At 63.7% G+C, this 26543-nt stretch carries 22 protein-coding genes; 15 read left to right on the top strand and 7 right to left on the bottom strand.

Annotation, left to right across the window (positions count from 1 at the left end; translation table 11 throughout):
* Nucleotides 1-14: 14 nt before the first annotated feature.
* Together IVA79_RS12820 and glpX are read left to right on the top strand one after the other, a co-directional pair.
* Nucleotides 15-1331 carry a homoserine dehydrogenase gene (locus tag IVA79_RS12820; protein ID WP_247553358.1) on the top strand — a complete coding sequence of 439 codons (1317 nt, stop codon included), beginning with the start codon at nt 15-17 and terminating at the stop codon, nt 1329-1331.
* Between the two features lie 84 nt (nt 1332-1415).
* Entirely contained in the window at nt 1416-2417 is a 1002-nt protein-coding gene (gene glpX / locus IVA79_RS12815) for a class II fructose-bisphosphatase (RefSeq protein ID WP_247553357.1), read from the top strand.
* Nucleotides 2418-2494: 77 nt separating this feature from the next.
* On the opposite strand, the gene IVA79_RS12810 is transcribed toward glpX, so the two are convergent.
* Nucleotides 2495-3688 carry a hypothetical protein gene (locus tag IVA79_RS12810; RefSeq protein ID WP_247553356.1) on the bottom strand — a complete coding sequence of 398 codons (1194 nt, stop codon included), beginning with the start codon at nt 3686-3688 and terminating at the stop codon, nt 2495-2497.
* 172 nt (nt 3689-3860) lie between these two features.
* Between IVA79_RS12810 and IVA79_RS12805 the strand changes: the two genes are divergently transcribed.
* From IVA79_RS12805 to IVA79_RS12795, 3 genes are all read left to right on the top strand, one after another.
* The gene (locus tag IVA79_RS12805) at nt 3861-4580 is read left to right on the top strand and encodes a haloacid dehalogenase type II (RefSeq protein ID WP_247553752.1); all 720 of its coding nucleotides are present in this window, start codon (nt 3861-3863) and stop codon (nt 4578-4580) included.
* Between the two features lie 401 nt (nt 4581-4981).
* A complete protein-coding gene (locus tag IVA79_RS12800) occupies nt 4982-6772 on the top strand; it encodes an adenylate/guanylate cyclase domain-containing protein (protein ID WP_247553355.1) in 1791 nt (596 codons plus the stop codon).
* 78 nt (nt 6773-6850) lie between these two features.
* Nucleotides 6851-7804, top strand: coding sequence for a phosphatase PAP2 family protein (locus IVA79_RS12795; protein ID WP_247553354.1), 954 nt, complete (start codon nt 6851-6853; stop codon nt 7802-7804).
* Nucleotides 7805-7879: 75 nt separating this feature from the next.
* On the opposite strand, the gene IVA79_RS12790 is transcribed toward IVA79_RS12795, so the two are convergent.
* The 3 genes from IVA79_RS12790 to IVA79_RS12780 all read right to left on the bottom strand — a co-directional run bounded on the left by IVA79_RS12790 (nt 7880) and on the right by IVA79_RS12780 (nt 12387).
* A complete protein-coding gene (locus IVA79_RS12790) occupies nt 7880-10342 on the bottom strand; it encodes a hypothetical protein (protein WP_247553353.1) in 2463 nt (820 codons plus the stop codon).
* A 135-nt stretch (nt 10343-10477) separates the two neighbouring features.
* Nucleotides 10478-11473 (bottom strand): MBL fold metallo-hydrolase, encoded by a 996-nt coding sequence (locus IVA79_RS12785; RefSeq protein ID WP_247553352.1) that lies wholly within the window; start codon nt 11471-11473, stop codon nt 10478-10480.
* A 227-nt stretch (nt 11474-11700) separates the two neighbouring features.
* On the bottom strand, nt 11701-12387 hold the full coding sequence (locus tag IVA79_RS12780) for a GntR family transcriptional regulator (RefSeq protein ID WP_247553351.1): 687 nt from the start codon (nt 12385-12387) through the stop codon (nt 11701-11703).
* A gap of 95 nt (nt 12388-12482) precedes the next feature.
* Between IVA79_RS12780 and IVA79_RS12775 the strand changes: the two genes are divergently transcribed.
* The 6 genes from IVA79_RS12775 to IVA79_RS12750 all read left to right on the top strand — a co-directional run bounded on the left by IVA79_RS12775 (nt 12483) and on the right by IVA79_RS12750 (nt 18848).
* Nucleotides 12483-13277: an enoyl-CoA hydratase/isomerase family protein gene (locus IVA79_RS12775; RefSeq protein ID WP_247553350.1), complete on the top strand. Its 795-nt coding sequence runs from the start codon at nt 12483-12485 to the stop codon at nt 13275-13277.
* 9 nt (nt 13278-13286) lie between these two features.
* A complete protein-coding gene (locus tag IVA79_RS12770) occupies nt 13287-14546 on the top strand; it encodes a CoA transferase (RefSeq protein ID WP_247553348.1) in 1260 nt (419 codons plus the stop codon).
* Between the two features lie 64 nt (nt 14547-14610).
* Nucleotides 14611-15603: a tripartite tricarboxylate transporter substrate-binding protein gene (locus tag IVA79_RS12765; RefSeq protein ID WP_247553347.1), complete on the top strand. Its 993-nt coding sequence runs from the start codon at nt 14611-14613 to the stop codon at nt 15601-15603.
* A 190-nt stretch (nt 15604-15793) separates the two neighbouring features.
* Entirely contained in the window at nt 15794-16291 is a 498-nt protein-coding gene (locus IVA79_RS12760) for a tripartite tricarboxylate transporter TctB family protein (RefSeq protein ID WP_247553346.1), read from the top strand.
* A gap of 11 nt (nt 16292-16302) precedes the next feature.
* Complete coding sequence (locus tag IVA79_RS12755; protein WP_247553345.1) at nt 16303-17841, top strand: tripartite tricarboxylate transporter permease; 1539 nt, start codon at nt 16303-16305, stop codon at nt 17839-17841.
* Nucleotides 17838-18848 carry a 4-hydroxythreonine-4-phosphate dehydrogenase PdxA gene (locus tag IVA79_RS12750; RefSeq protein WP_247553344.1) on the top strand — a complete coding sequence of 337 codons (1011 nt, stop codon included), beginning with the start codon at nt 17838-17840 and terminating at the stop codon, nt 18846-18848. Before IVA79_RS12755 ends, IVA79_RS12750 begins: the two co-directional genes overlap by 4 nt.
* Nucleotides 18849-18875: 27 nt before the next feature.
* Here the strand turns inward: IVA79_RS12750 and IVA79_RS12745 are convergent, their stop codons facing one another.
* Both IVA79_RS12745 and IVA79_RS12740 read right to left on the bottom strand, forming a co-directional pair.
* Nucleotides 18876-19619 (bottom strand): SDR family oxidoreductase, encoded by a 744-nt coding sequence (locus IVA79_RS12745; RefSeq protein WP_247553343.1) that lies wholly within the window; start codon nt 19617-19619, stop codon nt 18876-18878.
* A 280-nt stretch (nt 19620-19899) separates the two neighbouring features.
* Nucleotides 19900-20976, bottom strand: coding sequence for a methyl-accepting chemotaxis protein (locus tag IVA79_RS12740; protein WP_247553342.1), 1077 nt, complete (start codon nt 20974-20976; stop codon nt 19900-19902).
* Nucleotides 20977-21259: 283 nt separating this feature from the next.
* Between IVA79_RS12740 and recJ the strand changes: the two genes are divergently transcribed.
* The 3 genes from recJ (at nt 21260) to IVA79_RS12725 (ending at nt 24893) form a co-directional block, all read left to right on the top strand.
* Complete coding sequence (gene recJ / locus IVA79_RS12735; RefSeq protein ID WP_247553341.1) at nt 21260-23101, top strand: single-stranded-DNA-specific exonuclease RecJ; 1842 nt, start codon at nt 21260-21262, stop codon at nt 23099-23101.
* A gap of 88 nt (nt 23102-23189) precedes the next feature.
* Nucleotides 23190-23999 (top strand): glucose 1-dehydrogenase, encoded by an 810-nt coding sequence (locus IVA79_RS12730; protein WP_247553340.1) that lies wholly within the window; start codon nt 23190-23192, stop codon nt 23997-23999.
* A gap of 96 nt (nt 24000-24095) precedes the next feature.
* Nucleotides 24096-24893, top strand: coding sequence for an aldolase (locus tag IVA79_RS12725; RefSeq protein ID WP_247553339.1), 798 nt, complete (start codon nt 24096-24098; stop codon nt 24891-24893).
* Between the two features lie 6 nt (nt 24894-24899).
* On the opposite strand, the gene IVA79_RS12720 is transcribed toward IVA79_RS12725, so the two are convergent.
* The gene (locus IVA79_RS12720; RefSeq protein WP_247553338.1) at nt 24900-26129 is read right to left on the bottom strand and encodes a lytic murein transglycosylase; all 1230 of its coding nucleotides are present in this window, start codon (nt 26127-26129) and stop codon (nt 24900-24902) included.
* Between the two features lie 145 nt (nt 26130-26274).
* Here IVA79_RS12720 and IVA79_RS12715 point away from each other — a divergent pair, with 145 nt between their 5' ends.
* Nucleotides 26275-26535, top strand: a complete 261-nt coding sequence (locus tag IVA79_RS12715; protein ID WP_247553336.1) for a hypothetical protein — start codon at nt 26275-26277, stop codon at nt 26533-26535.
* The last annotated feature ends 8 nt before the right edge of the window (nt 26536-26543 follow it).

The following is a 26543-nucleotide window of genomic DNA, read 5'->3' as shown; positions in this document are numbered from 1 at the left end:
TTTTCTAAGACATCATGGTTGCACCCCTGAAAGTGGGCATAGCGGGGCTCGGCACCGTGGGCGCCGAAGTGGTCCGTTTGATTGAAACGCAGGCCCGCGTGCTCGCGGGCCGCAGCGGCCGCGGCATCCGTGTCGTTGCCGTCACCGCGCGCTCGAAGGCCAAGAAGCGCGGCGTCGATCTGCGCGGCGTCGAATGGGCCAGGGATCCGATGGCACTGGCCACCCATCCCGGCATCGATTGCTTTGTCGAGCTGATGGGTGGCGCCGGCGATCCCGCGCTGTCGGCGGTCGAGGCCGCGCTCAACGCCGGCAAGTCGGTCGTCACCGCCAACAAGGCGCTGCTCGCCAAGCACGGCCTCAAGCTCGCCAAATCAGCCGAAAAGCACGGCGGTGCGCTGAATTACGAGGCAGCCGTCGGCGCCGCGATCCCCGTCATCAAGACGTTGCGCGAGGGTCTTGCCGGAACCGGCATCAATCGCGTCTACGGCATCCTCAACGGCACCTGCAATTACATCCTGACGCGGATGGAGCAGGAGGGCCTGTCCTTCGCCGAATGCCTCAAGGACGCGCAGCGGCTCGGTTATGCCGAAGCCAACCCGTCCTTCGATGTAGATGGTCACGATACCGCGCAAAAACTCGCGATCCTCGCCAGCCTGGCCTTCGGCACGAAAGTTGCTCAAAGCGCGGTGTATGTCGAAGGCATCTCGTCCATCGCACCGGAAGACCTGCGCGCGGCCGCCGATCTCGGCTACCGCGTCAAGCTGCTCGGCGTTGCGGTGCGCACCGCCAAGGGCATCGAGCAGCGCGTGCATCCGACCATGGTTCCAAAATCCTCCTCGATCGCGCAGGTGATGGGTGTCACCAATGCGGTTACGATCGACGGCGAGGGCATTCCGCCGATCACGCTGGTCGGCCCTGGTGCCGGCGGCGCCGCGACGGCATCAGCCGTGGTCGCCGACATCGCCGATGTCGCGCGCGGCATCTGTGCCAATCCGTTCGGCCGGCCCATTTCGCAACTGCGCGACACCAAGAAGGCGCCGATGGAGCGCCACGAGGGCGGCTATTACATCCGTCTTCTGGCACGCGATTTCCCCGGCACCGCGGCCGCGATCGCGACGCGGCTTGCAGAACAGAAGATTTCGATCGAGTCGATCGTGCAGCGTCATCCCAATGGCGGCGCTGCGCCGGAGGACGGAAAGGCGGTCCCGGTGCCCGTCATCCTGATCACTTACGCCACGCATGAGGATGCCGTGCGCCGCGCGCTCGCTGCCGTGCAGAAGGACAAGGTGATCAGCGGACGGCCGCAGGTGATCCGGATCGAGAAGAACTGAGGCGGTTCGTCGAACGAACCGTGGGTGTTACGAGTTGATGCGGGCAGGGCGTCCTGTCCCAAACCGTTTCGAAGGAGTTAGCCGATGTCGACCCATATTGAAGTCCCCCCGCACGCCTTGCTCGAGCGCATCCTGACGCTGGAGATCGTGCGGGTGACGGAGCGGGCGGCGGTGTCGTCGGCGCGGCTGCGCGGGCACGGTAACGAGAAAGCGGCCGACCAGGCTGCGGTGGATGCGATGCGCCGCGAGCTCAACAAGCTGCCGATCGAGGGCACCATCGTGATCGGCGAGGGCGAGCGCGACGAGGCGCCGATGCTCTTCATCGGCGAGAAAGTCGGCCTGAATGCCGGCCCGCAGGTCGACATTGCCGTCGATCCGCTCGAAGGCACCACGCTGTGCGCCAAGAACATGCCGGGCTCGATTGCCACCATGGCGATGGCCGACGGCGGCACCCTGCTGCACGCGCCCGACGTCTACATGCAGAAGCTCGCGATCGGCCCGGGTTACAACAAGGGCGTCGTCGATCTCGATGCGACACCGGCCGACAACGTCCGCCGCCTCGCCAAGGCCAAGGGTGTCCAGCCTGAGGGCATCACGGTTCTCGTGCTGGATCGTCCGCGCCATGCCAGCATCATCGAGAGTGTGCGCTCGACCGGTGCCGCCGTGCGCCTAATCACCGACGGCGACGTCGCCGGCGTGATCCATTGCGCCGATCCTGACAATACCGGCGTCGACATGTATCTCGGCACCGGCGGCGCGCCGGAAGGCGTGCTCGCGGCCGTGGCGCTGCGCTGCATCGGCGGCCAGATGCAGTGCCGGCTGATCCTCGATTCCGGCGAGAAAATCGAGCGCGCCGCTAAGATGGGCGTCAACGATCCCAAGATGATCTACGGCATCGAGGACATGGCGCGCGGCGACTGCCTGTTCGCCGCCACCGGCGTCACCACGGGCTCGCTGCTATCGGGCGTCAAATTCCGCAAGGACGGCGTGATCGAGACCGAGACGGTGGTGATGCGCTCCGTCACCGGCACCGTGCGCTACATCAAGGCCGAGCACCGCGAGCTGGCCAAATTCCATCTGGACTAAGCCCGCGGCCGTCCCGCCCACGCGATCGTTCGGCCGATTCAGCCGGACGTCGCAGGGACTGGTCCAGCGTCTGCCCGCTACGGGCTGCGCAGCGGCGCCGGCATGAACAAGAACACGTCGCACAAAGTCAGAGCGAGCTTGGCTGCTCCTTGCAGCAAGTCAACCTCCTCGGCCCAGGGCTGGAGAATGGACCTCGCGGACGCCATGTCTCCGCTCTCGAGCGCGCGGCGCGCGTTCGTGTCGGCCTCGGCATAGGCATCGGTTGCGATCATTCCGGACAGCGCCTGCGAGAGGCCTTGATCGAAGCTCTCGATGCGGACTTCCGATTCATAGTGATCCGGCCTGAGCCTGATTTGGTTCTTGACCTGTGCCGGATCGAAAAGCCCGACCTTGCCCAGCATGACCAGCAGCGGATGATTGCGGGCAATGGCATCGGGAATGATCGGATAGGTCCTGATTCTCCCCGATCGATCATCGAGGGATGAGAACGAGATGACCGGTCCGATATTGAAGCGCGAGTTGCGGTGGAGTACCGCGACGCGATGATCGATCTCGGAATCGGCCTCGAACACCTCGCCACTCTTGGGTCCGTCGTCCAGGTCGTTTCCGATGAGATATGCCGAAAGCTGGGCGACGCGGGCGGCGACGCCGCGTTGGTCAAGCCCGTCCACCTCGAATTCGATCTCTCGTCCGATGAACGGGGATAGTCCGACCGTGTAGGCTCCTATGGTTTTGCCGCAACGGTAGGGAACGATCTCCATCCACAGCCCGAACGGTTGATCTGGATAAGGATCGAACGCGCGGCGCGATTGGTCCAGCCACATCTCGCGGGAGCGGCCGACTGTTCCACTCCAGACGACGCCGAGGCTGCGTGGCTGTGCTTGGAGTACGCCGCCGACAACGGCTGTCGTGAGGCGCGTGCTTTCGATCATGCTCAGCTTGACCGCTCCAGCGCCCTCCACGGCGGATCCCATCGTTGAGACAATCAGGTGTGCGCGATGTCGCCCCGCCGCCTGGAACGCGTCGGGCCATACCCAGGAGGCTTGCTGCCACAGCCGCTGATCGAAGGGCATGGGCGCGGGCATCAAGAGGATGGCCATGAGATGATCGCCCGCACGGATCAGCGTCGGGCCATCGGCATTTTCTTTTGCAGCGGCCGTGCTGCTTTCCCATCGCAAAGCCGGATGGCGGCGACGCAGCGTTTCGATCAGGACCGCCTCGTCTGGAAGTCGCGCCTCCTCCAGCATCACGAATGCGACAGGGGTGGTCATGGCGGGTGCGCACGCTCCGAGGGGTTGAGGCCAATCATTGTGCTCATCTTTGACGTGTTTGGCTAGCCAGGCTAGCGCTATTGTTGCATGGGATGGATCGTGCTTTAAAGCCACGACGCACCCTCGCGCTGCTTCAAGGCCCAGGGAAAGCGCGGAGAAAACCATGACAACGATGCCCGATCTCTCCGCCGTCAGAGCCCTCGTGTTCGACGTGTTCGGCACTGTCGTGGACTGGCGCACCAGCCTGATCAGCGAGTTCATGTGGTGGGGCAAACAGCGCGGCATCGCCGCCGACTGGACTGCTTTGGTCGACGGTTGGCGCGGCATGTACATGGCCTCGATGGACGACGTGCGCAAACATCCCGAGCGCGGCTATGTCATGCTGGATGATCTGCACCGCCGCTCGCTGGAAAAGCTGGTCGATCAATTCTCGATCAAGGGCCTCACTGACGCCGATCTCGACCATCTCACAAAAGGCTGGCATCGCCTGCACCCCTGGCCCGACAGCGTCGCCGGCCTCACACGGCTGAAGTCGAAATTCGTCATCTCGCCGCTCTCGAACGGCAACGTCGCGCTGCTCACCAACATGGCGAAATTTGCTGGGCTGCCATGGGACCTCATCCTGTCGGCCGAGCTATTCGAGCACTACAAGCCGGATCCCGAGACTTATCTCGGCGCAGCAAAGCTGCTCTGCCTCAAGCCGGAAGAGGTGATGATGGTCGCCGCCCACAACGGCGATCTCGCCGCCGCCCAGAAGAACGGGCTGAAGACCGCCTTCGTGGCGCGGCCGACGGAGTACGGGCCGCTTCAGAAAGTGGACTTCGAGGCGACCGGCAACTGGGACATCGTCGCCAAGGACTTTGGCGGGATCGCCGTGAGGCTGGGGTGCTAAGGCGCGTATTGGCAATCTCGTAAGTCAGGTTTTGCACCCGGACCGACGTTGTCGCTGCGCGGCAAAGAGGGCCGCGGGCGGGCCAGCGATCATGTGCGCCGGATGACATCCGGGTTGCTCATGTCCGCGAGCATTCCGTTCTTGCGGTACAACTTTTAAGCATCAAACGGCTTGGTATCACCACCCGCATACGCCCGCTCTTTTGGTAAAAGGCGAGTGTTTCCATCCCCTTGGCAAATGCGTATCGCAGCAACGCACGCCGTATGAGGAGGCGGGACTGACGTGAGCGCGAGTCCTGCTCCGTCTGTGTGCAGGCCTTACATTGGCCCGGCAGTCGCTGTCTGCTACAATCTCTCGGCGCCGCAAATGGTTGTGGCCGCTTAGCAGTTGTTGCGCCTGTGATGATGATCAGTGTCGACAACACGTCTTCGGAAAACGGCTCGGATCAGAGTTGGCCGAAAAGGCGCACCGCAGCCGCCGTCTTTATCGATGTTGTCGGATACTCCCGGCTGATGGGACACGACGAGGAAGGCACGCACCGACGATGGATGTCCATGCGGTTGGACGTGATTGAGCCGCGCGTCGCCGCGAATGGCGGCGAGGTGATCAAAAGCACCGGCGACGGCCTGCTGCTGGAATTCAAGAACCCGCTCGACGCAATCCGCTTCGTACTCGGCACGCAGCTCCATTTGGCCAATTCTTCGTCGGAAGGAGGCAATCCCCTCGAGGTGCGGATGTCGGCGAATGTCGGCGAGGTCATCGCCGAGCACGATGATATCTACGGGGACGGCATCAATATTGCGGCCCGGCTTCAGGAATTCGCCGGCCCGGGCGGGATCGTAGTTTCGGGGGCCATCCATGATCAAGTGAAGGATAGTCTACGCTACCAAGCCGCCGAGCTGGGCTTCCTCACGCTGAAGAATATCGAGCGGCGCATCCGGGCATTTAAGATAGCGCATCACGAGTTGCGGGCTCCAACGATCTCGGTGGCCCATGCGCTGAAGCCTTCTGTGGCGGTCTTGCCGTTGCAAATGCTCGGTCTCGAAGCCGCTGATGCTTATCTCGCGCAGGGGATCATCCACGACATCGTGGCATCATTGGCCGGGATCCGTGAGCTGTTCGTCGTGTCGAGCACGTCAACGCTCGGTTTCACTGATCCCAGCGTCGACCCTGCCGGCGTTTGCCATCGGCTGGGCGTGCGATATCTCGTCACCGGTACCCTCACGCGTAGCGGCGAATTGTTGCGAATGCGGGTGCAGTTGATTGATGTCGATACCAGGTCCATGCTGTGGACCAATCAGTATCAGGCCGCGATCAGCCAGTTGTTCGACGTGCAAGAGAAGATCGCGACAAGCATCGCATACGCGCTCCTGCCTCACATCCATATATCCGAACTGAAGCATGCCGAGCGCAAAATTCCGCAGAGCATGAACGCCTACGACCTGGTCCTGCAGGGAATGTACCGCCTCTATCGTCTCGGACGCGATGACATGCAACTGGCGCGGACCCTGTTTGAGCGCGCTCTTGACCATGACCCCCAATATGCGGTCGCCTACGCGCTCATGGCAAAGTGGTACATCCTGCACATCGGCGAAGGACATACCACCGACTTCAAAGCCGATTCCCGCGAAGCTCTAAGGCTCGCGTCGCGCGCACTCGAATTCGAGCCGTCTGACCCCATGGCGCTCGCTATCTTCGGGCATATCAATTCCTTTCTCTTTGCCGCGTATGATCGCGCCATCGACGCCTTTGAACGTGCGATCGGGGGAACGCCGAATTCCGCAATCGCCTGGTCCCTCAGCGCATCGACATATTGCTATCTCGGAGACGGGCCGAGGGCGGTGGCGCGCGCCTCTTACGGCATATCGTTGTCGCCGCTCGATCCGTACGCCTATTTTTACCAATCGGCGCTTACCAACGCGCATTACACCAACGAGACCTTTGACGAGGCCGTGTATTGGGGCACGAAGGTCATGGCGAGCGCGCCTCAGTTTGTCGCCAATTTGCGACTTCTCGCGGCGAGCTTGGTGGCCGCGGGTTCTCTACAGCGGGCGCGCGAAGTTGGCGCCGCGCATATGCGGATCGACCCGTCATTCTCCGTCGAGAAATATTGCAGTTGGTATCCGATCAAGCAGCCGGCGCGGCGCGCTCTGCTTGCCGAGCGATTGATTGAAGCTGGGCTGCCTCGCTGACTGCAAGACGAATTGGATCGCCGCGTCCGGTGGTCTTCAAGGAACTGGTTTCCCGCCGAACAAACTCTGGAGGATGACATGGGCATGGGAATGGGTATGGGCATGGGTATGGGAATGGGCATGGGCATGGGGATGGGTATGGGTATGGGGATGGGTATGGGAATGGCCTTCGGAGCGACCCCGCCCGAGCTTGGCCTCCGGCCCCTGACGCTGCAGTTCGACCTTGGACCGAACTCCGATCCGAGCTTTCCGGACAGATCGCTGCCGACGGCCGCTTGGCAAGGCAGGATCGGTCCATGGGATCCCGATGTGCTTTCGCTGCTCTTTCTAACCGAGTTCATAGAAGAATGTGGTCCCGACTGGAAAACGATTGATCTGACGGGACAGAGCCCTGACTTGCTTGGTTGGCAATCGAGCAAGGCGAATTATCTCACATTCATCAATGCCGAAATTCACCACATCCAGCAGCTCATGCAGTTCGACCGCGAGCGGTATATGACCGAGATCATATTCCAGCATGACAATGCGCCTGGTTACTGGGTGAGCATGTTGGACATCAATAGCCGGGCGCACTTCAAGACTCTCGTGGTCATCAACCTTGCGGTGCGCATTGGCCAGATCGTGGCCGCCTATTACAAGAAGAGTTACAATCGACCGCGCCCATCATTCGTATGTCCCGGTCTGTTGCCGGCCTTCGGCCCGCCGGCTCACGCTTCGTTCCCGAGCGGGCACTCCCTCCAGAGCTGGCTGATGTCACTGTTCCTTGCAGAAGTGCTACCTGACTATCAGAACGAGCTCGATTGGCTGGCGAGACGGGTTGCGTTCAATCGCGAACGGGCAGGTGTGCACTATCCGAGCGATACGGCCGCGGGTGAATTCATCGCCCGAGCATGCGTGGACTTGATCAAGACACCGAGCCGGTGTCCGAACATCATGAAACTGTTTGCGGAGGCGAAGAGTGAGTGGGCTCTATCGATCACACCCACGACGAACGAACCATTCCCCGCCTTCCCACCCGCAGCTCCGGCATAATTCGGATTTCAAGGGGTAGAAGTGCACAGCCGGCGCTCCAACTGAAACAGCCCGCCGTTGTGCCGGTGGCGGCGCCTACTGGATCGTCCACTCACGGTAACCGAGATTGTTGTCGTGGCGGACGAGATCTGGCAGCGGTGTAGGACCAATGGCACAAGGCAGGTCAGAGTAGTCGTCGATATTGCTGGGGTCGCCGGCAGCGGTTGCGCGGACAAGCAGCGCATTTCTGGCTCCGGCCTGTGGTGTCCATTCGAAGGGGCCGAATGTCACCAGAGCCCCGCTGTGAACGTCCTGTCTCGTGTTACTCCCCTGCAGTTTCAACCATCGGCCCGGCCTGGTATCCCAGGTCTCCGCAGCATCGCCGACGGCTGCGAAAATATCCGTTGTCGCCGCGATCGCCGGCTGGTCGCCGAGATTGCGCAGAATGACGTAGACATAGTTGGTCCGGCCCGGCTGTGGCGGCTGGCTTGTCGTGCCGCCGTCCGCGCTATTCCGGATCCACAGTACGTCGGGGAGCGCGTGCCAGCCGGTAGTGTAGCCGTATATCTCGGGGCCGCGGCCATCGTCCACGTGGATGTCGATCGCCGGCGGCTGTCCAGGTTCGTTGCGTGGGCCGCCCGGCGCGGTCTGATAAAGGCCCTGTCGCTCGAATGCCCAGCGGACGACCTTGTGCATCATTCCGCCTGGTCGCTTCGAACCCTCATAGTCGAGATCGGATGTGGTGCCGATATCGGCGTCCATGAGCGCCGTGGCGAACTGGCTTACCGTGCCGGTAGGCTCCGTTGCGACGTGTCCAAGCGAACGGATCGCGCGCACGATGAGATATGCGCAATGATAGGCCGCAGCCCTGCGGCTTTCGATATCCGCCTCCCATTGACCCGCGTCATTGCAGCGGACCGCGTCCCCGCCGATGGCGCAATAGAGGCGAAACAGCGTGCTCGACAGGATCTGCTCCGCGTTGTAGCCGGCGGGGTCCCGTAGTCCGTAACTGGGAGTTGGTCTCTCATACTGCGTGCCGTTCCAGCCCCATCCGTCCTTGACCTTGCGATCGTGGTGCCGCAGTGGCAACTGAATGAAAGGGAAGGTCACGCCGCGATACGCCGCCGGGAGCTTCGAGGATGGATCGCTCATGATGGCCGCCAGCGCATCGCCTGCGCTGTGAGCGAAGTCGAATTCTGTCGAGCCGGTCGCGGCGAGGATCAGGACGTGGCAGAACTCGTGCCACACAAAACGCACATCCGCGACGAGTCCAAGAGGATGTCTCCAGGTATCGGCAAAATCGGCGAGCCCGAACAGCATTCTGACGTCCCAGCTTGGCGCCAGTTCGTCAGCGCGGAAAGGCGTCACATATGCATTGATTCCCCGGCCATCGCGTGCTCCCGGCCCGGTCAACATCTTGGCTCGATGTTCAACGGTCAGCGGCAACGCTATCTTGCCGAAATGATCAGTAAGGACATATCCGAACTGTTCGATCAGCTGCATCATCGAATCGCAATGACAGTAGGCGCAGACCGCTGCAAACTCGTTGGTTCGGGCTGAGAAAGCGAAGGGGGGCCGCTGCCGCGGCGGATCGTAGTCCTTGCCCAACGCCGCCGGCGCAAGCACGCGCACGCGCGGTCCTGAAAGCTTGCGGCGTCCGCCACCGGCATGGTCGAGGTCCAGCAATCCGACTGGATCGCGTTCGTGATCGAGCAGGTCGGCGTTGCTGTCGGGGCGAAGCTCGAAGCCACCCCTCTTGCTGTTCGGATCATTGAGGAAGGCATATCCAGCGCAACCCGACGCGATCGGCGCCTTGCGTATCAGCTCGTTCTTGAGTGGGTCGAACAGGACTCGATGTGCAATCGAGTCTCCGCTCGCCACGGGCATGAAAACGGTGGCGCTGATCGCCAGGCCCAGCACGCCGTCATAGACGGCGCTGTGTTCATTCCGCAGATAGGCCACGAGCCTTGCGTCGTCAATTCCAGTTGTTGGATCGAGAAGGCCCAGAACCGGGCTGAGAAAGCGCGAAACCATGTCGGTGCGGAGATTGTCTGCCCACGCTGGATCCAGGCGACCGAACGCCCGCTCGACATGGTCCGATGTGATTGACAGGTGAGCGCGGTCGATCGTCGTTAATCGTGCACTGGTGATCTGTGGGGTCTGCCGCCGATGATGGACAACCAAGCGTATGCTGCGGCTCAATGCATCGGGGACAAATTCAGGATGCTTTTCGAGAGGAGCTGTCTGCTGACACCAGACGATCGTGGTCTCGACCACCGAATTTCGTTTCAGCTCACGAGCTTCTGCCCATCGAAATCTGGATTTGCCGGATCGCTCCGGTCCGTCGGACGCGATGGTGTCCTTGAGGTGGTACCAATCGCTCTCATCGAGCGGAAACAATCCTCTCTCGAGCGCCGCTTCCTTGAGATATGCGAGCGCGGCCTGCTTTGCGGATTGGCCGGGCTCGGCCTTCGCCGGTGTCTGCAAATGGCGCAGCTCCCGAACGATCCCGCTTGCATCCCTTTCAATCAAAAGATCTGGTTCTTGCGGAAGAATCACAGCTCACCTCAAGGGGTCTCGATCTCCGGCACCGTTGGGCTTGATCATGCTCCGGGTGGTTGCGCGAGGCAAGCGACCTTCAAGGTCTGCCGGCATCACAGGTCCGGGCAGCGCGCGCCGCCCGGACCTGATGAGCTACAGCGTCATCTGCATCGGTTCGGGATAATAATGGAATCCCTCACCGGCCTTGGCGACATGACCGTAACCCGGCCAGGCGAAGTGATAGGACATCACCGGAGTCTTGTTGGCCGCAAGCATCGTCAGCAGCTTGACGCGCGACTCGGCTGCCTGCTTCGGGTCGGTGTCGTAGGAGAATTCCATCCGCGGCCGTTCCAGCAGCAGCACGGAATGGTGCGAGAGGTCGCCGAGGAAGGCGAAGGACTTGCCGGCCGACGACACCAGGAAGATGGTGTGACCGACAGTATGACCGGGCGCGGCAATCGCCTGCACCCCCGGCAGAAATTCCTGGCCGTCCCTAAAGAATACGATGCGGTCGCGGACCGGCAGCAGGTTCTTGCGGGCGTGAACGACGAAGTCCTTGACCGGACTGCCGAGCTTGCCCTCGTCGGTCCAGAAATCGAAATCCGTCTGGGAGATGTAGACTTGCGCGTTCGGAAACAGCGGCTTGCCGCCTTCGTCCACGATGCCGCCGATGTGGTCGATATGGGCATGCGAGCAGACCACGGCGTCGATGTCGCCTGGCTTGATGCCGGCCTCGGTCATGCTCTTCTGCTGCCGGCCGGTGCTGGCGCCGAACATCTTTGATGAGCCCATGCCGGTGTCGAACAGGATCAGCTTGTCGCCGGTGTTCACGATCGGCGAGTTCTGTTCGAGCACGACGTTGTCCGGCGACAGGAAATTGTCCGCCAGCATCTTCTTGACCTCTTCCTTGGGAACGCCGGTGAAGGTCCCGGAGGGATCGCCGAGCGGCAACGGCCCGTCGGACACGACGGTCACCTCGGCATCGCCGAGAATGAAGCGGTGCCAGTAGGGCGTCTGGGTGCCGAGCTTGGGAGCCCGTGCCATCGCGCTGCTGCCGAGCATCGCGCTGGCACCAAGGCCTGCCCCAAGGCTGGCTCCAAGGCTGGCTCCAAGTGCGAGTAGGGATCGGCGTGAGACATCGATTGTCATGCGTTTCCTCCGCTTTTGTCTTTTGTTTTGCGCGATTGTTCGCGCGTTGGGACCGGCCTGATCGACCACGCGACCGCAGGTCGGCAGAAAAGTATGCTGCGCCGGCCGTGACAAGCTAGCAAGTGGAATTAGTGCGCAGATTCACGCAGAGCGAGAACGAACTCCCGGAGCGGGAAGGCTGCGTGTGGACACGCTCTCCGCCAAACCCGGACGATACGAATAGCGCCTTATGCAATTCTCAGCGTGAGGTCGCTTCCTTCCGTCTCGGCAAAGCCCGCCTGCAGCACCTCTTCGCGCTTGTGGCGAAGATGCGCGCGCAGGATGTGGGAGAGGCCGGCGCCGTCGCGCCTCTGGAGCGCGTTCAGGATTGCCTCATGCTCCTTCACGGCGAGTGCCCAGCGCTGCGGCGTCATCGGCGTGACGTAGCGCGCGCGCCGGATGCGCGCGGTCACGGAGGTGTACAACCCCGCGAGCACGGGGTTTCCGGCTGCGTTGACGATGGCTTCGTGAATGGCGCGGTTGCCGCGGTAGTACTGGATCAGGTCGCCCTCGCAATAATGCTGCACCATGTCCGCATGTGCGGCGGCGATCGCGTCGATCTCGGCATCCGTGATGCGCTCGCAGGCGAGCTCGCCGGCGAGCGCCTCCAGGCCCTGGCAGACCTCGAACAGGTCGCGCATGTCCTTGTCGGTCAGTTTCGCCGCGCGCGAGCCGCGATGCGGCAGCAGCTGAACGAGACCTTCCGCGGCCAGCACCTTCAGCGCTTCGCGCAGCGGCGTGCGCGAAATCTCGAGCCGCTCGCACAGCTCACGCTCGGGAATTCGGGCGCCCGGCGGGATTTCACCGTCGAGCAGGATGGTGCGGATGCGGCCGACGACTTCCTCGTGAAGCATGGTCTTGAACTCGATTTGCATTCAAAAATGAAGATACAGGTAGATATTTTTAAGTTCCAGCTTGAAAATATCTAATTTTGCATTCAAAAATGTACAAAACAGAAGGGACATGGGAAATGGACCAGCGGGTGGACGCGGAAGACTTGGTTTTTGAATGCAAGGACGGCATCGGGCGGATCACCTTCAACCGCCCGCGGGCCCGTAACGCGTTCACCTTCGCGATGTACGAGCGGCTCGCGGCGATCTGCGAGGAAGCCAACCGCGACCACGCCATCAAGGTGCTGGTGCTGCGCGGGGCCGGCGACAAGGCGTTCGCCTCGGGCACCGACATCAACCAGTTCCGCGAATTCAGGACGCCGCAGGACGCGATCGACTACGAGAACCGGATTGATCGGGTGCTGAGCACGCTCGAACAATGCCGCGTGCCGACTATCGCGGCGATCAACGGATTCTGCACCGGAGGCGGGGCGGGCATTGCCGCTGCCAGCGACCTGCGCATCGGCACCAAGAGCGCCAAAATTGGATTTCCGATTGCTCGCACGCTCGGCAATTGCCTGTCGATGTCCAATGTCAGCCGACTCACCGCCCTCATCGGGGCCGCGCGCGTCAAGGATCTCATCTTCACCGCGCGCCTCGTCGACGCCGCGGAGGCTGCAAGCGTGGGGCTGCTCGGCGAGGTCGTGGACGATCTCCAGGCCCTCGACCGGCGCGCCGACGAGGTGGCCCGCCTCGTCGCCAGCCACGCGCCGCTAACGCTGAACGCGACCAAGCAGGCAGTGGCCCGTCTGCAAAGGCGGCTGACGCGGGACGAGGGCGAGGACCTCATCCTGATGTGCTACACGAGCCAGGATTTTCGCGAAGGGCTCGATGCTTTCCTCAACAAGCGCGCGCCGCAATGGCGCGGCCAATAGGACGAGCCGATGCAAAGCGATCGATCGCAATCCACCTCCTGCCGTTCGGGACCGCTCGCCGGCCTCAAGGTCATCGATCTCACCCATGTCATGGCCGGGCCGACCTGCACCCTGATGCTCGCCGACATGGGCGCCGACGTGATCAAGATCGAGAAGTGGCCGAACGGCGACGATACCCGTCATTCGGTGCCGCCGAAGATCGGCGAGGAGGCGGCGTCCTTCCTGATGATGAACCGCAACAAGCGCGGCATCGTGCTGGACCTGAAGACCGACGGCGGCAAGCAGGTGCTGCGGCGGCTGATTGCGGACGCCGACGTGCTCGTTGAGAATTTTGCGCCCGGTGCGATGGAGCGCCTCGGCTTCGGCTATGAGGCGCTGCACGCCGAATTCCCGGCGTTGATCTACTGCTCGCTGTCGGGCTTCGGCCGGACCGGTCCCTACAAGCATCGTCGCGGTTTTGACCTCGTCGCGCAGGCCATGAGCGGCATCATGAGCTTTACCGGCGAGCGTCCCGACGGTCCGCCCGTGAAATGCGGGCCGCCGCTGTCCGACATCACCGCCGGCCTGCTCGCGAGCATGGGCATTCTTGCCGCCTATACGCATCGTCTCAAGACTGGCGAAGGGCAGTGGGTCGAGACTTCGCTTTACGAAGCGGCGCTGGTGCAGACCTATTGGCAGTCGACCATCGCGCTGGCCGCGGGCACTGCGCCGCGTGCGATGGGCTCGGCCCATCCGCTCAACGCGCCGTATCAAGCCTTTGAGGCCTCGGACGGCTGGCTCGTGGTCGGCGGCGCCAACAAGAAGCATTGGCTGTTGATGCTGGAGGCGCTCGGCGCCAGCGAGCTCGCCGCCGATCCGCGCTTCGTCAATGGCGCCGATCGCATGGCCAATCTGAAAGAGCTCGAAGCCGTGCTGAGCGAGCGTTTCCGCACCAAATCGCGGGCGCACTGGCTCGCGGCGCTGGACGAGAAGGGCGTACCGTGCGGACCCGTGCACGACATGCTGGAGGCGCTCAGTGATCCGCAGACGCTGGCGCGCGAGATGGTGGTCGAGGTCGAGCACTCCACGCTCGGTCCGGTCAAGACGATCGGTCTTCCCGTCAAGTTTTCGGAGACCCCAGGCAAAGTGCGATCAGGGGCGCCGGTCTATGGTGAGCATACAAGCGAGGTTCTGGCCGAGCACGGGTTCGACCAGAACCAGATCGAAGCGCTCGAAAAAGAAGGCGCAATCGTGCTGGCCTCAGGACAACGCGAGGAACGCGTCGCCTGAGCGAACCTCGAGACGACAAGAACAAAGACAAAAACATAAAAGACAAGATCAGCTGGAGGAAATCATGGGTCGGACGTCAATATTCTTGCTCTCCGCAGCCGCGACAGTGCTCGCCGGCACGATGCCGGCGCTCAGTGCCTGGCAACCGCAAAAGCCGATCGAGTTCGTGGCCACCGCCGGGCCCGGCGGCGGCACCGACAACCTCGCCCGCGCGGTGCAGAACATCATCACCAAACACAAGCTGACGGAGCAGCCGATCGTCGTCGTCAACAAGGGCGGTGGCAGCGGCGCTGAGGGCTACGTCTACGGCAAGGCCTCCGCCGGCGATCCCCACAAGGTGATCTTCGGCACCTCGAATGCCTGGCAGCAGCCGCTCGTCTCCAAGGTCGCCTTCAACTACACCGACCTCACCCCGATCGCCGCGATGGCGCAGGACGAGTTTCTGCTCTGGGTCAAGCAGGATGCACCCTACAAGACGGCGGGCGACTATCTGAAGGCTGCCTCATCGGGCGAATTCAAGATGGGCGGCGCGCAGTCAAAGGACACCGACGAGGTGCTGACGCGCATGATCGAAAAGGCCGGCAAGGTCAAGCTGACCTACATCCCCTTCAAGAGCGGCGCCGAGACCGCCGTCCAGCTCGCCGGCGGACACCTCGAGTCCCACGTCAACAATCCCAGCGAGAGCCTCGGGCAATGGCGCGGCGGAACGCAGCGTCCGCTCTGTGTTTTCAGTCCGAAGCGGTTGCCGCAGGGCCCCAAGGTCACCGCAACCGAAGGCTGGAGCGACGTCCCGACCTGCGTCGAGCAAGGGCTCGACATCAAGCAATATGAGCAGCCGCGTACGGTATGGTTGCCCGGCAAGGTCACGCCGGACCAGGCCGCGTTCTATGTCGACCTCATGAAGAAGGTGCAGGCGACGCCGGAGTGGAAGGACTATATCGAGAAGACCTCGCAGGTCGACACGTTCCTGACCGGCGCCGAGCTTGAAAAATTCATCAAGGAGGACCTCGAGCACGTCAAGCAGGTCGCGGGCGAGCAGGGCTGGCTCGTCAAGTGAGGACGGACAGGTCGCCTGCGGCCATCCTTCGAGATGCCCGCCTGCGGGCGGGCCCTCAGGATGAGGTCGCGCTTCGCGGCGCGATACCAGACCCTCATGGTGAGGAGCCCGTCAAAGCGGGCGTCTCGAACCATGCAGGCCGAGCTCGTTCGGCCAACTGCCCGTGGTCACATTGGATAGCTTAGCCTTCATGGATATCACGCTCATGATCTCCCGCCGCGCGCTTGAACTTGCCACCGCCTTCCTCACCGGCAGTTTTGGTGTGACCGTCGTCATCTCCAGCCTCGACAACGGCATCGGCTGGTCGAGCGCGGGCGTCGAAGCCGGTACGTTTCCATTCCTGACCGGCATCATCATCGTGCTTGGAAGCCTCTATAATCTCGCGCGGGGCGTGCTGCCGGCCGCGACGCTCGCAAATGTCCCCGTCGCGATCACGCCGATCGAGCTGCGCCGTCTCGCCGGCCTGTTCGTGCCGGCCGCGATCTTCGTCGCCGCGATCCCGCTCGCCGGGATGTACGTCGCATCCTCGCTGTACGTCTTCGCGGTGCTGGCAATCCCTCGGCACCAATCCGTGCCGCGCGCGCTCGCCATGGCGGCAGCGACGGCGCTCGCGCTCTATGTCGTGTTCGAGCGCATGTTCCAGGTCAGCCTGCCGCACGGCGCGCTCGCCGCGGCGCTCGGTTTCTGACGGAGCGGCCGATGGATAATCTCGCCGAACTCCTGCACGGCTTCACCATCGCGGTCACCGTGCCGCACCTCGTCCTCATGGCGGTCGGTGTGCTGCTCGGCATTCTCGTCGGCGTGCTGCCGGGGCTGGGCGCGCCGAACGGCGTCTCGCTGCTGCTGCCGCTGACCTTCGGCATGCAGCCGGTGTCGGCGATCATCCTGCTCTCCAGCATGTATTGGGGCGCGCTGTTCGGCGGCTCCGTCACCTCCATCCTATTCAACATCCCGGGCGAGCCGTCCTCGGTCGCGACCACCTTCGACGGCTACCCAATGGCGCGCGACGGCCGGCCGACCACGGCGCTCGCCACCGCCTTCGGCTCGGCGGCGATCGGCGCGCTGATTGGTGTCATCCTGATCACCTTCCTCGCATCCTGGGTGGCGCAGGTCGCGCTCGCCTTCGGGCCGGCCGAGTATTTTGCGGTCTATTTCCTCGCCTTTGCCAGCTTCGTCGGCATGGGCGGCGCGGCGCCGATCAAGACCGTCGTGGCGTTGGCAATCGGCTTTGCCATCGCCGCGATCGGCATCGATACGGTGTCCGGCAGCGTCCGCCTCACCATGGGGGTGGATGAGCTCGTCAAAGGCGTGAGCTTCGTCGTCGCCGTGATGGGTCTGTTCGGCATCGGCGAGCTTCTAGTCGCCGTCGAGGAGGAGTTTCACGCCCGCGCGGTCTCCTCAAAGATCGACTGGCGCGAAGTATTTCGCGCGATCGGCCGGCTGCCCCAGCACGGCGTCGCTCTGTTGCGCAGCGCTGCGATCGGATGCTGGATGGGGATCACGCCGGGCGGCCCGACCGCGGCCTCCTTCATGAGCTACGGCATCGCCCGCCGCTTCTCGCGTCGCGGCCGCTATTTCGGCACAGGGGAGGTCGAAGGCATCATCTCGCCGGAGACCGCCGACCATGCCGCCGGCACCAGCGCGCTGCTGCCGATGCTCTCGCTCGGCATTCCCGGCTCGGCCACCGCGGCCGTCATGATGGGCGGACTGATGATCTGGGGCCTCAATCCCGGACCGATGCTGTTCGTCGATCAAAAGGATTTCGTCTGGGGCCTGATCGCCTCGATGTATGTCGGCAACATCGTTGCCGTCGCGCTGGTGCTGCTGACCGTTCCGGTGTTCGCCGCCTTGATGCGGATTCCCTTCGTCGTGATCGCGCCGCTGATCGTGATCATTTGCGTCGTCGGTGCCTATTCGGTGTCGAACTCCTATCTCGACGTCGTGATGATGCTGGGCTTCGGCGTCATCGGCTATCTCTTCAAGAAGCTGTTCTATCCACTGGCGCCGCTCGTGCTCGCGATCGTGATCGGCGACAAGGCCGAGGACGCATTCCGGCAGTCGATGCTGATGTCCAAGGGATCGCTCGGGATCTTCTTTGCCAACAAGCTGGTGACTTGCCTGATCGTGGCCGGCATCGCGCTCTTGCTGCTTCCGCTCGTATTGCAGCTCGCAAAGCTCTGGCGCAAGCCCGCATCACCCGCGACCGAACCGACCGCCCAGGAGAAGGTGATCATATGACCGCAAAGCCGCTGATTGCATTGGCAATGGGAGATCCCGCCGGCATCAGCCCGGAGCTGACGGCAAAGCTCGTGGTGCAGGACGACATCCGCGCCCAAAGTCGGCTCGTCGTCATCGGCGACCGCCGCATCTTCGACGAAGGCGCGCGCATTGCGGGCGTCAAGCCGGAGCTGACGACAGTGGAGCCGGGGACCGACCTGCGCGCGGCAGAGGGCGAGGCACTGTTTGTCGACCTCGGCCATCTCGATCCCAAAGAGGTCGAACCGAAGACTGCGACCCTTGCCGGCGGAAGCTTCGCCCTGGCGAATTACAAACACGCGCTCGAACTTGGCCGCGACGGACGGGCCGATGCCGTCTGCTTCACGCCGTTCAACAAGCAGGCGATGCGGCTTGCCCGCGCTGAATACGATGACGAAATCGCGTTCTCCGCCGAAGTGGTCGGTCTCAAGACCGCGGCGAGCGAATTCAACGTGCTCGACCGGCTCTGGAATGCACGGGTGACATCCCACATCCCGCTCAAGGACGTCGCAGGGCGGTTGTCCAGCGAACGCATCCATCGCGCGCTCACGCTGACCGATACCTGCATGCGCAAGGCCGGTTTTGCACGGCCGCGCATTGCGGTGGCCGGCCTCAATCCGCATGCCGGCGACGGCGGCAATTTCGGCCGCGAGGAGATCGATGTCATCGCGCCCGTGGTCGCAGCCGCCCAGCGCGAGGGCATTGCCGCGGAGGGACCGTTCCCGGCCGATACCGTATTTCTGCGCGCCAAGGGCGGCGCCTTCGATGCGGTGCTGACGATGTATCACGACCAGGGCCAGATCGCGATGAAGCTGATGGGCTTCGATCGCGGCGTGACCTTGCTCGGCGGCTTTCCATTCCCGATCTGCACGCCGGCGCACGGCACCGCCTACGACATCGCAGGGCAGGGCGTCGCTTCGATTGGCGCCAGCCGCGCGGCGCTGCTGCTGGCCGCGGAGATGGCCGTGGCCACAAAGCGCCCTGGGTGAACCGACGGTGACTTTCGCCCGATGGCTCTAGAGGCTCGCGAGCCATGTTGCGAGCGGCGTTGTCCCGAGCCGGGCCGGGCCGAGCGGGTTCAGCGAAGTGTCGTCAATGGGGCCGCCGTAATACGGCGCCTTCGCGTCTCCGACCACCGGACGGGTGTCGCCGGATGCCTCCAGGCGGCGTGCGATGAATTCATTGAAGGGAGCCTTCTCGGGACCAGCGATGTCGATCGTGCCGTTGAGCGGCTTGCCCGCTGCGACCTCGGCGAGGCGAGCGGCGACGTCATCAGCAGCGATCGGTTGAAACAATGCCGAGGGAACCACGATCTTGCCGTCAATCGCGCCCGTTTCAGCAATGGCGCCGAGGAATTCAAAGAACTGGGTGGCGCGCACGATCGAGTAGGGGACCGAAGAGGACTTGATGATGGTCTCCTGGGCGAGCTTGGCACGGAAATAGGCGTTGTCGGGCGACCGTTCGGTCCCGACAATCGACAGGGCGACGTGATGCTTCACGGCCGCCGTAGCCTCTGTCGCGACGAGATTCCTGCTCGAACGCTCGAAGAATTCGAGCACGGCATCGGGCTCCCAGGACGGCGCGTTAGCAACGTCGACGACGACATCCGCGCCCGCCAATGCCGCAGCGAGGCCTTCCCCGGTCACGGCATTCACGCCCGATTTCGGTGAGGCTGCCACGGCGTCGTGGCCTTGCTGCTTGAGCCTCGCCACGAGTTTTGATCCGATCAATCCGGTCCCGCCGATCACGACGATCTTCATGGCATGCCTCCTCGGTATTTTACCACACGCGAGATGTTCCAAAACCAATACGAGCTCGCGCTCTCACGTCAATGACATGATGCGAAGCGACTCTACTCGACCAATGGCGTGAGGCTCTTGCCTGTAACGCGCGCGGCTTGCCGGAAAATGCTTCAGAAGCCCGGGGCGATGTCACGCCTTCGAAGAAAATTCAATGAAACCAACCCTCTGGCTACTGTGCATGGGGTTGTTTTGCGAGTTTTGATCAGGACGGGGTACCCGTCCGATCTTGCGGGGCGCCTCACGCCCCGCTGATGATCACGCCGTACCAGCCGAGGCCCCGATAGGTCTCGTAGCCCGGCGTCGCATGGAAGGCGACGAGCGAGCCGTTGCGGTCGTGATAGAAGCCGGAGCGCTGGCCGTTCAGCGAGATCGAGATGCGCTCGCTGAGGATGCCCTGGCCGTCGGACGCCGCGATGACGCGCAAATTCGAATCGACCAGCAGCACGCGGGCCTTGTCGCTGTCGCCGATGCGCACGCCCTGGACGATGGCGCGGGCCTGCGGCTCCCAGTCGAAATGGATGGCGAGCACGCCGATCGGGGCGCCGCTCGCCTGACCGCCGGCGCGGACGCTGGCGCAATAGGTCGCAACCTGTGCGTTGCCCAGCAGCGGCTGGTTCTCGACGTCGCCGGCGACATAATCGTCACCGGAGCGCAAGGATCGCGCCTCGCGAAACCATTTGGTGTGGGCGACGTTCTGGCCGACGACGCGAAAGCGGTCGGCACGGCCGTTGGCGATGACGTTGCCGTCGAGGTCGCAGAGCCAGAGGTCGAGATAGACCGTGTAGGCCCCGAGGATCACGCCGAGGCGCTGCGAGGCATGTGAGACTGCCGCAGCGCTGGGGGAGGCCGCGCAATCGACCACGGCGGAATCGGTCGCCCACCAGCGCACGTCGCAGGTGCGTTCATAGAGGTTGCGGTCGATCAGCTCGATTGCGTTCAGCGACAAGTCCATCATGCGCTCGCCGCGCGAACGCTGGCTCATGCGCTCGATCGAGGAGACGAGATCGCCGGTGCGCTTCGTCAATTGTGTCTCGAGCTCGCGTGCAATGGTCTCGACCTGCTGGCCGACGCCGCGCACCTCCTGCGCCACCACCGCGAAGCCCGCGCCTTGCGCGCCGGCGCGTGAGCTCTCGATCAGCGCGTTCAGCGCCAGCATCTTCATCTGGTTGGTGATCTGCTGGATCGACTTGGTCTTGTCGACGGCGATCTGGTTGACCTCCGCGGTCAGGCGGTTGATCAGCGCGGAGATGTCGGAATCATCGTCAGCGGGTTCGGTGGCGATCGGCTTGGCTTTGAGACCCAGCGCAGCAGACATCGGGGGACTTCCCTTGGCAATGAGGTTTGATCTGCAACCAACCCGGAACTTCAAATTACAGATCGAATACCAGTCTTTTTCGAAGATTCCGCCTAACGCCTGCTTAATTTGCTATTCCGCGAGATGCCCAAATGATAGTCACTCGGCGCAGCAAAACGGCAATCCACCGCTTTGTGGTCCGCTGCCGTTGCAAAGTTCGGCGGATTCCCGGCCAATCCTCCAGTGACCGGACGCCCTGCGTGCTCGTCCGGGGTCCCGAGTTCCCAAAGATCGCTTTCGAATCATGACGCCGCCTGCCACCGCCTTGCCCGTCGAAGCGCCCCAGGCGTTCCTGGGGGTGACGCGCTCGCTCACCGACAAGCTCTGGCGCGACAGGCTCAACGCGCGCGGGGCGGCCAAGGCGCTTGCCATCGTGCAGCGGCACCAGCTCCCGGAGCTGCTGGCGCGCGTGCTGGCGGGGCGCGGCGTCGATATCGACGCGGTTGATGACTTCCTCGACCCGACCATCCGCAAGCTTCTGCCGGACCCGTTCACGGTGACGGAGATGGAAGCGGCCGCCAAGCGGATCGCGGATGCCGCAGCGAGGGGCGAGCAGGTCGCGATCTTCGGCGACTACGATGTCGACGGCGCGACATCGGCGGCGCTGCTCGCCTGGCACCTGCGCCATTGCGGGCTCGATCCGCTGATCCACATTCCCGATCGCATCTTCGAGGGCTATGGACCGAACTCCGAAGCGGTTCGCGGGCTCGCGGCCAAGGGCGCCACGCTGCTCGTCACGGTCGATTGCGGCACCACCAGCATCGAGCCACTCGCGGAAGCGAAACGGCTCGGCATGTCCGTGGTCGTGATCGATCATCATCAGGCCGGCACGGAGCTGCCGGAGGTCGACGCGCTGGTTAATCCGAACCGGCTCGACGATCTCTCGGGCCTTGGCCATCTCGCCGCCGTCGGCCTCGTGCTGGTCACCCTGGTCGCCGTCAATCGCGAGCTGCGCCAGCGCGGCTTCTGGAGCGCGGAGATGCCCGAGCCAGATCTGCTCGGGATGCTGCATCACGTCGCGCTCGGCACGGTCGCCGATGTGGCGCCGCTGATCGGCCTCAACCGCGCCTTCGTCGCCAAGGGTCTGATCGCGATGCGGCGACGCGATCATGTCGGTCACACCGCGCTGATGGATGTGGCGCGGCTCAACGGCCCGCCGGAAGCGTGGCATCTCGGCTTCATGCTGGGCCCCCGCATCAATGCCGGCGGCCGCATCGGCCGCGCCGATCTCGGCGTGCGGCTGCTGCTGGAAGGTGACGGCGTCGAGGCCGCGCGGATCGCCGCCGAGCTCGACCGCCTCAACAACGAGCGCCGCGTCATCGAGCAGGCTGCAGAAGCGCAAGCCGAAGCCGAGGCGCTGGCTTCGATCGGGCTCGAGGACAAGCTTGGTGTCATCGTGACGGCGTCCGAAGGCTGGCACCCCGGCGTCGTCGGCCTCGTCGCCTCCCGCCTGAAAGAGAAGTTCTCGCGGCCGGCTTTCGCCATAGCCCTGGAGCCCGGCGGCATCGGCACCGGCTCGGGCCGCTCGATTGCCGGGGTCGATCTCGGCAAGGCGGTGCGGCAGGCGGTCACTGATGGCATCTTGCTCAAGGGCGGCGGGCACGCGATGGCCGCCGGCGTGACGTTGCGCAAAGAGAAGCTCGCCGAATTCCGCGCTTATCTCGAGAACGCGCTGGCGCAGGATGTCGCCGAGGCGCGCCACGTCAACGAGCTCTATATCGACGGTGCGGTCTCTGCGCGGGCGGTGACGACCGAGCTTGCGGCGACGCTGAACCGTGCCGGTCCCTTCGGCAGCGGCAATCCGGAAGCAGTGCTGGCGCTGCCGGCGCATCAGCTCGTCTTTGCCGACGAGGTCGGGCAGGCGCATCTGCGCCTGCGTTTCAAGTCCGGCGACGGCTCGATCGTCAACGGCATCGCGTTCCGCTCGGTTGGCCAGAAGCTCGGCAACGTGCTCCTCGCCAATCGCGGCCAGCAACTGCATGTCGCGGGCTCGCTCTCGGTCGATCGCTACCAGGGCACCGAACGCGTGCAATTCCGCGTCATCGACGTCGCGCTACCGGACCAGGGGCCAGCCGTGATTAGATAGCGCTCGATCCGGAAAAGTGCGAAGCGGTTTTCCGATAGGATCATGCGCAAAAAAATAACGCGCTCAAACAACAAAAAAGGGAGTGAACATGGCAGGGCAGGTTGAGGGCAAGATCGCGCTGGTGACGGGCGGCGCCTCGGGTATCGGTGAAGCCATCGTCGAGCTGTTCGCGCGCGAGGGCGCCACCGTCGTCATCACCGACATCGACGAGCTGCGCGGGCCTGAGCTTGCCAAGCGCGTGACAAAAGCCGGTGGCAATGCGATCTTCCTGGAGCAGGACGTCACCAGCGAGGAGCGCTGGATCGAGGTCGTCAATGAGGTCGCCAAGCGCTTCGGCCGGCTCGATATCATGGTCGCCAACGCCGGTGTCGGCATTGCCGTGCCTTCGATCGTCGACATGACGCTCTCTGACTGGCGCAAGCAGAACGCGATCAACCTCGACGGCGTCTTTCTCTCGGTCAAGCATTGCCTGCCCCTGATGCGCAAGCATGACGGCGGCTCGATCGTCATGATGTCGTCGCTGGCGGGCCTGCGCGGCTCGCCCGGGTTGTCGGCTTATTCGGCGACCAAAGGCGGCGTGCGGCTGTTCGCCAAGTCGATCGCGATGGAATGCGCGGCGGCCGGCGACGGTATCCGCGTCAACTCGGTTCATCCTGGGATCATCGACACGCCGATCTGGGGCAAGATCCCGACGGGCGCGACTGGCGCCGGCCAAAACGCGCCGATCGATCCGGAGGAGCGGGCAAAAGTCGTCACGCCGCTCGGCCGCGCCGGGCAGGCCGCGGAGATCGCCTCTGGCGTGCTGTATCTGGCCTCCGATGCCTCGCGCTACGTCACCGGCAGCGAGCTCGTGATCGACGGCGGCATGAACGCGGGCGGCGTGCCGCGGCGGGCCTGAGCCGCGCAGGGCAGAGCGGCAGGCGCAGGGGCTGACGCGCAGGCGCAACCCCTGTACAACGCGGGCAGCTCTCGACCGACAGAGGTGTCCTTCGCCATGGCGCACAGCCTTCACGCTTCCTCACCCGCATCAGCGCCGCTCCGCTCGAACCGCCCGGACCTCGCGACCGATGCGATCCGCACTGCCCGCGAGGACCTTGCCGCCTGCTTCCGCATGGCGGCGCGCAACGGCTTCGAAGAAGGCATCTGCAACCATTTCTCGGCCGTCGTGCCTGGCCATGACGACCTGTTTCTCGTCAATCCCTACGGTTTCGCCTTTCGCGAGCTGACCGCATCCAAGCTGCTGATCTGCGACTTCCACGGCAATGTGCTCGACGGCGAGGGCGTGCCCGAGGCGACCGCCTTTTACATCCACGCCGAGATGCACAAGCGCCTGCCGCGCGCCAAGGTCGCCTTCCACACCCACATGCCCTATGCCACGGCCCTGTCGATGACCGAGGGCGATCCCTTGATCTGGGCCGGCCAGACCGCGCTGAAGTTCTATGGTCGCACCGCCGTCGACCGCGACTATAACGGCCTTGCGCTCGACAATCAGGAAGGCGCGCGCATTGCTTCGGCTGTGGGGGATGCCGACATCGTCTTCATGAAGCATCACGGCGTAATGGTGCTGGCACCGACGATCGCGGAGGCCTGGGACGATCTCTATTACCTCGAACGCGCCGCCGAGGTGCAGGTGCTGGCGATGTCGACCGGACGAAAAGTGTTGCCGGTTGATCCCGCGATTGCAGCCGAAACCTACAGGCAGATGCGCGAGGGCGACAGCGAATCCGCGCGGCTGCATCTCGCCGCGATCCGGCGACAGCTCGATGCCGAGGAGCCGCAGTATCGGCACTGAGGTCGCCTACGACCCCTGCCGCAACTTGGCCAGCACCTTCAACCCGCCATAGCCGTCCGCCGGCGTGATCCCGGCGCGCTGCTGAAAATCCTTGACCGCCTTCATGGTGTCGTTGCCGACGCGGCCGTCGGTGCCGCCAGTGTCGAAGCCAGCCTTGGTCAGGCGCGTCTGCATCTCCTGCACTTCGGCCAGCGTCAGCGCGCGCTCTGAGCCGGGGAAGGGCTGGATGAAGGGCGGCGCGCCCAGGCAGCGGTCGCCGAGATGGCAGATCGCCAGCGCATAGTTCATCGAGGGATTGTAGCTCTTCACCGAGTAAAAGTTCGGTCCCAACAAGAAGGTCGGTCCGCCCGCGACCGGCGTCCACATCTGCGCGGATGCATTCGGTTGCGGGAACGGCTGGCCGTCGGCACGGCTGACGCCGGCCGCTTGCCATGCCGCATAGGTGCGGCTGCCGCTCATATTGCCGGCCGCGCGGACCTCATAGCCCCAATGCTCGCCGCGATGCCATTTGCCGCGGTTGACGAGATATTTGGCGGTCGAGCCCAGCGCGTCGTCGGGCTTGCCGAACGGCGAGACCTTGCCGTCGCCGTCATAGTCGATGCCGACATTGAGCCAGACTTCCGGCATCCATTGCGAATGCCCCATCGCGCCGGCCCAGGAACCCTGCATCTGCTCCGGCGTGCTCCAGCCCTTGTCGACGATGCGTAGCGCGTTGATCAGCTCGGTCTCCCAATAGGCCTTGCGGCGCGGCTCGTTCCAGGCGAGCGCGGCCAGCGAGGGAAACACCGGTGTCATGTGGTTCTGCTGCACCAGGGGATCGCCATAGGCGGACTCGACGCCCCACAGCGCCAGCAGCGTGCCACGCTCGACGCCGAAATCGCGCTCGATGCGCGCAAGTAGCGCCTCGTTGTTCTTCAGGGCGATCTTGCCGTTGATGATGCGCCAGTCGGAAACGCGGCGGTTGATGTATTGCCAGATCTGCTCGTGGAATTCGGGCTGACTGCGCATCTGCTTGAACACGCTCATGTCGGGCTCGACCCGTGCCATTGCGCGCTGCCAGGTTGCGGCAGAAATGCCTTTCGCCATCGCACGTGGGCGAAAGGCTTCGCGCCATTCGTCAAAGCCGGGAGGTGCGGCGAGGGCGCGTGCCGGAAGTGCGAGCACAGCCGCTGCACCGAGTGTCGACTGGAGCAGGGCGCGGCGCGTTGGACGGGACGAGGAATCAGCGTGCTTCATGGGCGCATTCTAGCCGGAAACGTGGCGTGTGTGAGTCGGTTCCTGGAACAGCGATGCGATGGATTCCACGCGGCCGGGATCGGTCATTTCGTCGGAACAACTGTCGCACTCCTGCATTCCTCCCGCACCATACGAGGAGGACAGGATGAGGAAATCTCTGTTTGCCGCTGCCATGGCCACCGCCATCGCAGCGCCTGCGTTCGCGGACGAAGTCGGCATTCACGTCGGTCCGGCCGACGCGGGCGTGACGGTTGGCCAATCCCATGAATATCGCGAGCGGGACCGCGATCGCGACCGCACCACCGTCATCAAGGAGCGCGAGCCTGCCGACCGCACCACGGTGATCAAGAAGGAAGATGAATTCGGCAATCGCGAAAAGACCGTGATTCATCACGACAACGACTGATGGAGCAG

The organism is Bradyrhizobium sp. 138, assembly GCF_023074075.1.
In the GTDB taxonomy this organism is placed as follows: domain Bacteria; phylum Pseudomonadota; class Alphaproteobacteria; order Rhizobiales; family Xanthobacteraceae; genus Bradyrhizobium.
Note: the sequence above shows the minus strand (reverse complement) of the source record. Positions and strands in the feature narration are given on the sequence as shown.

Bases quoted from the DNA above. Each gene is read 5' to 3' on its own strand.
- IVA79_RS12820 (WP_247553358.1), top strand. From the start codon at position 15: ATGGTTGCACCCCTGAAAGTGGGCATAGCGGGGCTCGGCACCGTGGGC.
- glpX (WP_247553357.1), top strand. From the start codon at position 1,416: ATGTCGACCCATATTGAAGTCCCCCCGCACGCCTTGCTCGAGCGCATC.
- IVA79_RS12810 (WP_247553356.1), bottom strand. From the start codon at position 3,688: ATGACCACCCCTGTCGCATTCGTGATGCTGGAGGAGGCGCGACTTCCA.
- IVA79_RS12805 (WP_247553752.1), top strand. From the start codon at position 3,861: ATGCCCGATCTCTCCGCCGTCAGAGCCCTCGTGTTCGACGTGTTCGGC.
- IVA79_RS12800 (WP_247553355.1), top strand. From the start codon at position 4,982: ATGATGATCAGTGTCGACAACACGTCTTCGGAAAACGGCTCGGATCAG.
- IVA79_RS12795 (WP_247553354.1), top strand. From the start codon at position 6,851: ATGGGCATGGGAATGGGTATGGGCATGGGTATGGGAATGGGCATGGGC.
- IVA79_RS12785 (WP_247553352.1), bottom strand. From the start codon at position 11,473: ATGACAATCGATGTCTCACGCCGATCCCTACTCGCACTTGGAGCCAGC.
- IVA79_RS12780 (WP_247553351.1), bottom strand. From the start codon at position 12,387: ATGCAAATCGAGTTCAAGACCATGCTTCACGAGGAAGTCGTCGGCCGC.
- IVA79_RS12775 (WP_247553350.1), top strand. From the start codon at position 12,483: ATGGACCAGCGGGTGGACGCGGAAGACTTGGTTTTTGAATGCAAGGAC.
- IVA79_RS12770 (WP_247553348.1), top strand. From the start codon at position 13,287: ATGCAAAGCGATCGATCGCAATCCACCTCCTGCCGTTCGGGACCGCTC.
- IVA79_RS12765 (WP_247553347.1), top strand. From the start codon at position 14,611: ATGGGTCGGACGTCAATATTCTTGCTCTCCGCAGCCGCGACAGTGCTC.
- IVA79_RS12760 (WP_247553346.1), top strand. From the start codon at position 15,794: ATGGATATCACGCTCATGATCTCCCGCCGCGCGCTTGAACTTGCCACC.
- IVA79_RS12755 (WP_247553345.1), top strand. From the start codon at position 16,303: ATGGATAATCTCGCCGAACTCCTGCACGGCTTCACCATCGCGGTCACC.
- IVA79_RS12750 (WP_247553344.1), top strand. From the start codon at position 17,838: ATGACCGCAAAGCCGCTGATTGCATTGGCAATGGGAGATCCCGCCGGC.
- IVA79_RS12745 (WP_247553343.1), bottom strand. From the start codon at position 19,619: ATGAAGATCGTCGTGATCGGCGGGACCGGATTGATCGGATCAAAACTC.
- IVA79_RS12740 (WP_247553342.1), bottom strand. From the start codon at position 20,976: ATGTCTGCTGCGCTGGGTCTCAAAGCCAAGCCGATCGCCACCGAACCC.
- recJ (WP_247553341.1), top strand. From the start codon at position 21,260: ATGACGCCGCCTGCCACCGCCTTGCCCGTCGAAGCGCCCCAGGCGTTC.
- IVA79_RS12730 (WP_247553340.1), top strand. From the start codon at position 23,190: ATGGCAGGGCAGGTTGAGGGCAAGATCGCGCTGGTGACGGGCGGCGCC.
- IVA79_RS12725 (WP_247553339.1), top strand. From the start codon at position 24,096: ATGGCGCACAGCCTTCACGCTTCCTCACCCGCATCAGCGCCGCTCCGC.
- IVA79_RS12720 (WP_247553338.1), bottom strand. From the start codon at position 26,129: ATGAAGCACGCTGATTCCTCGTCCCGTCCAACGCGCCGCGCCCTGCTC.
- IVA79_RS12715 (WP_247553336.1), top strand. From the start codon at position 26,275: ATGAGGAAATCTCTGTTTGCCGCTGCCATGGCCACCGCCATCGCAGCG.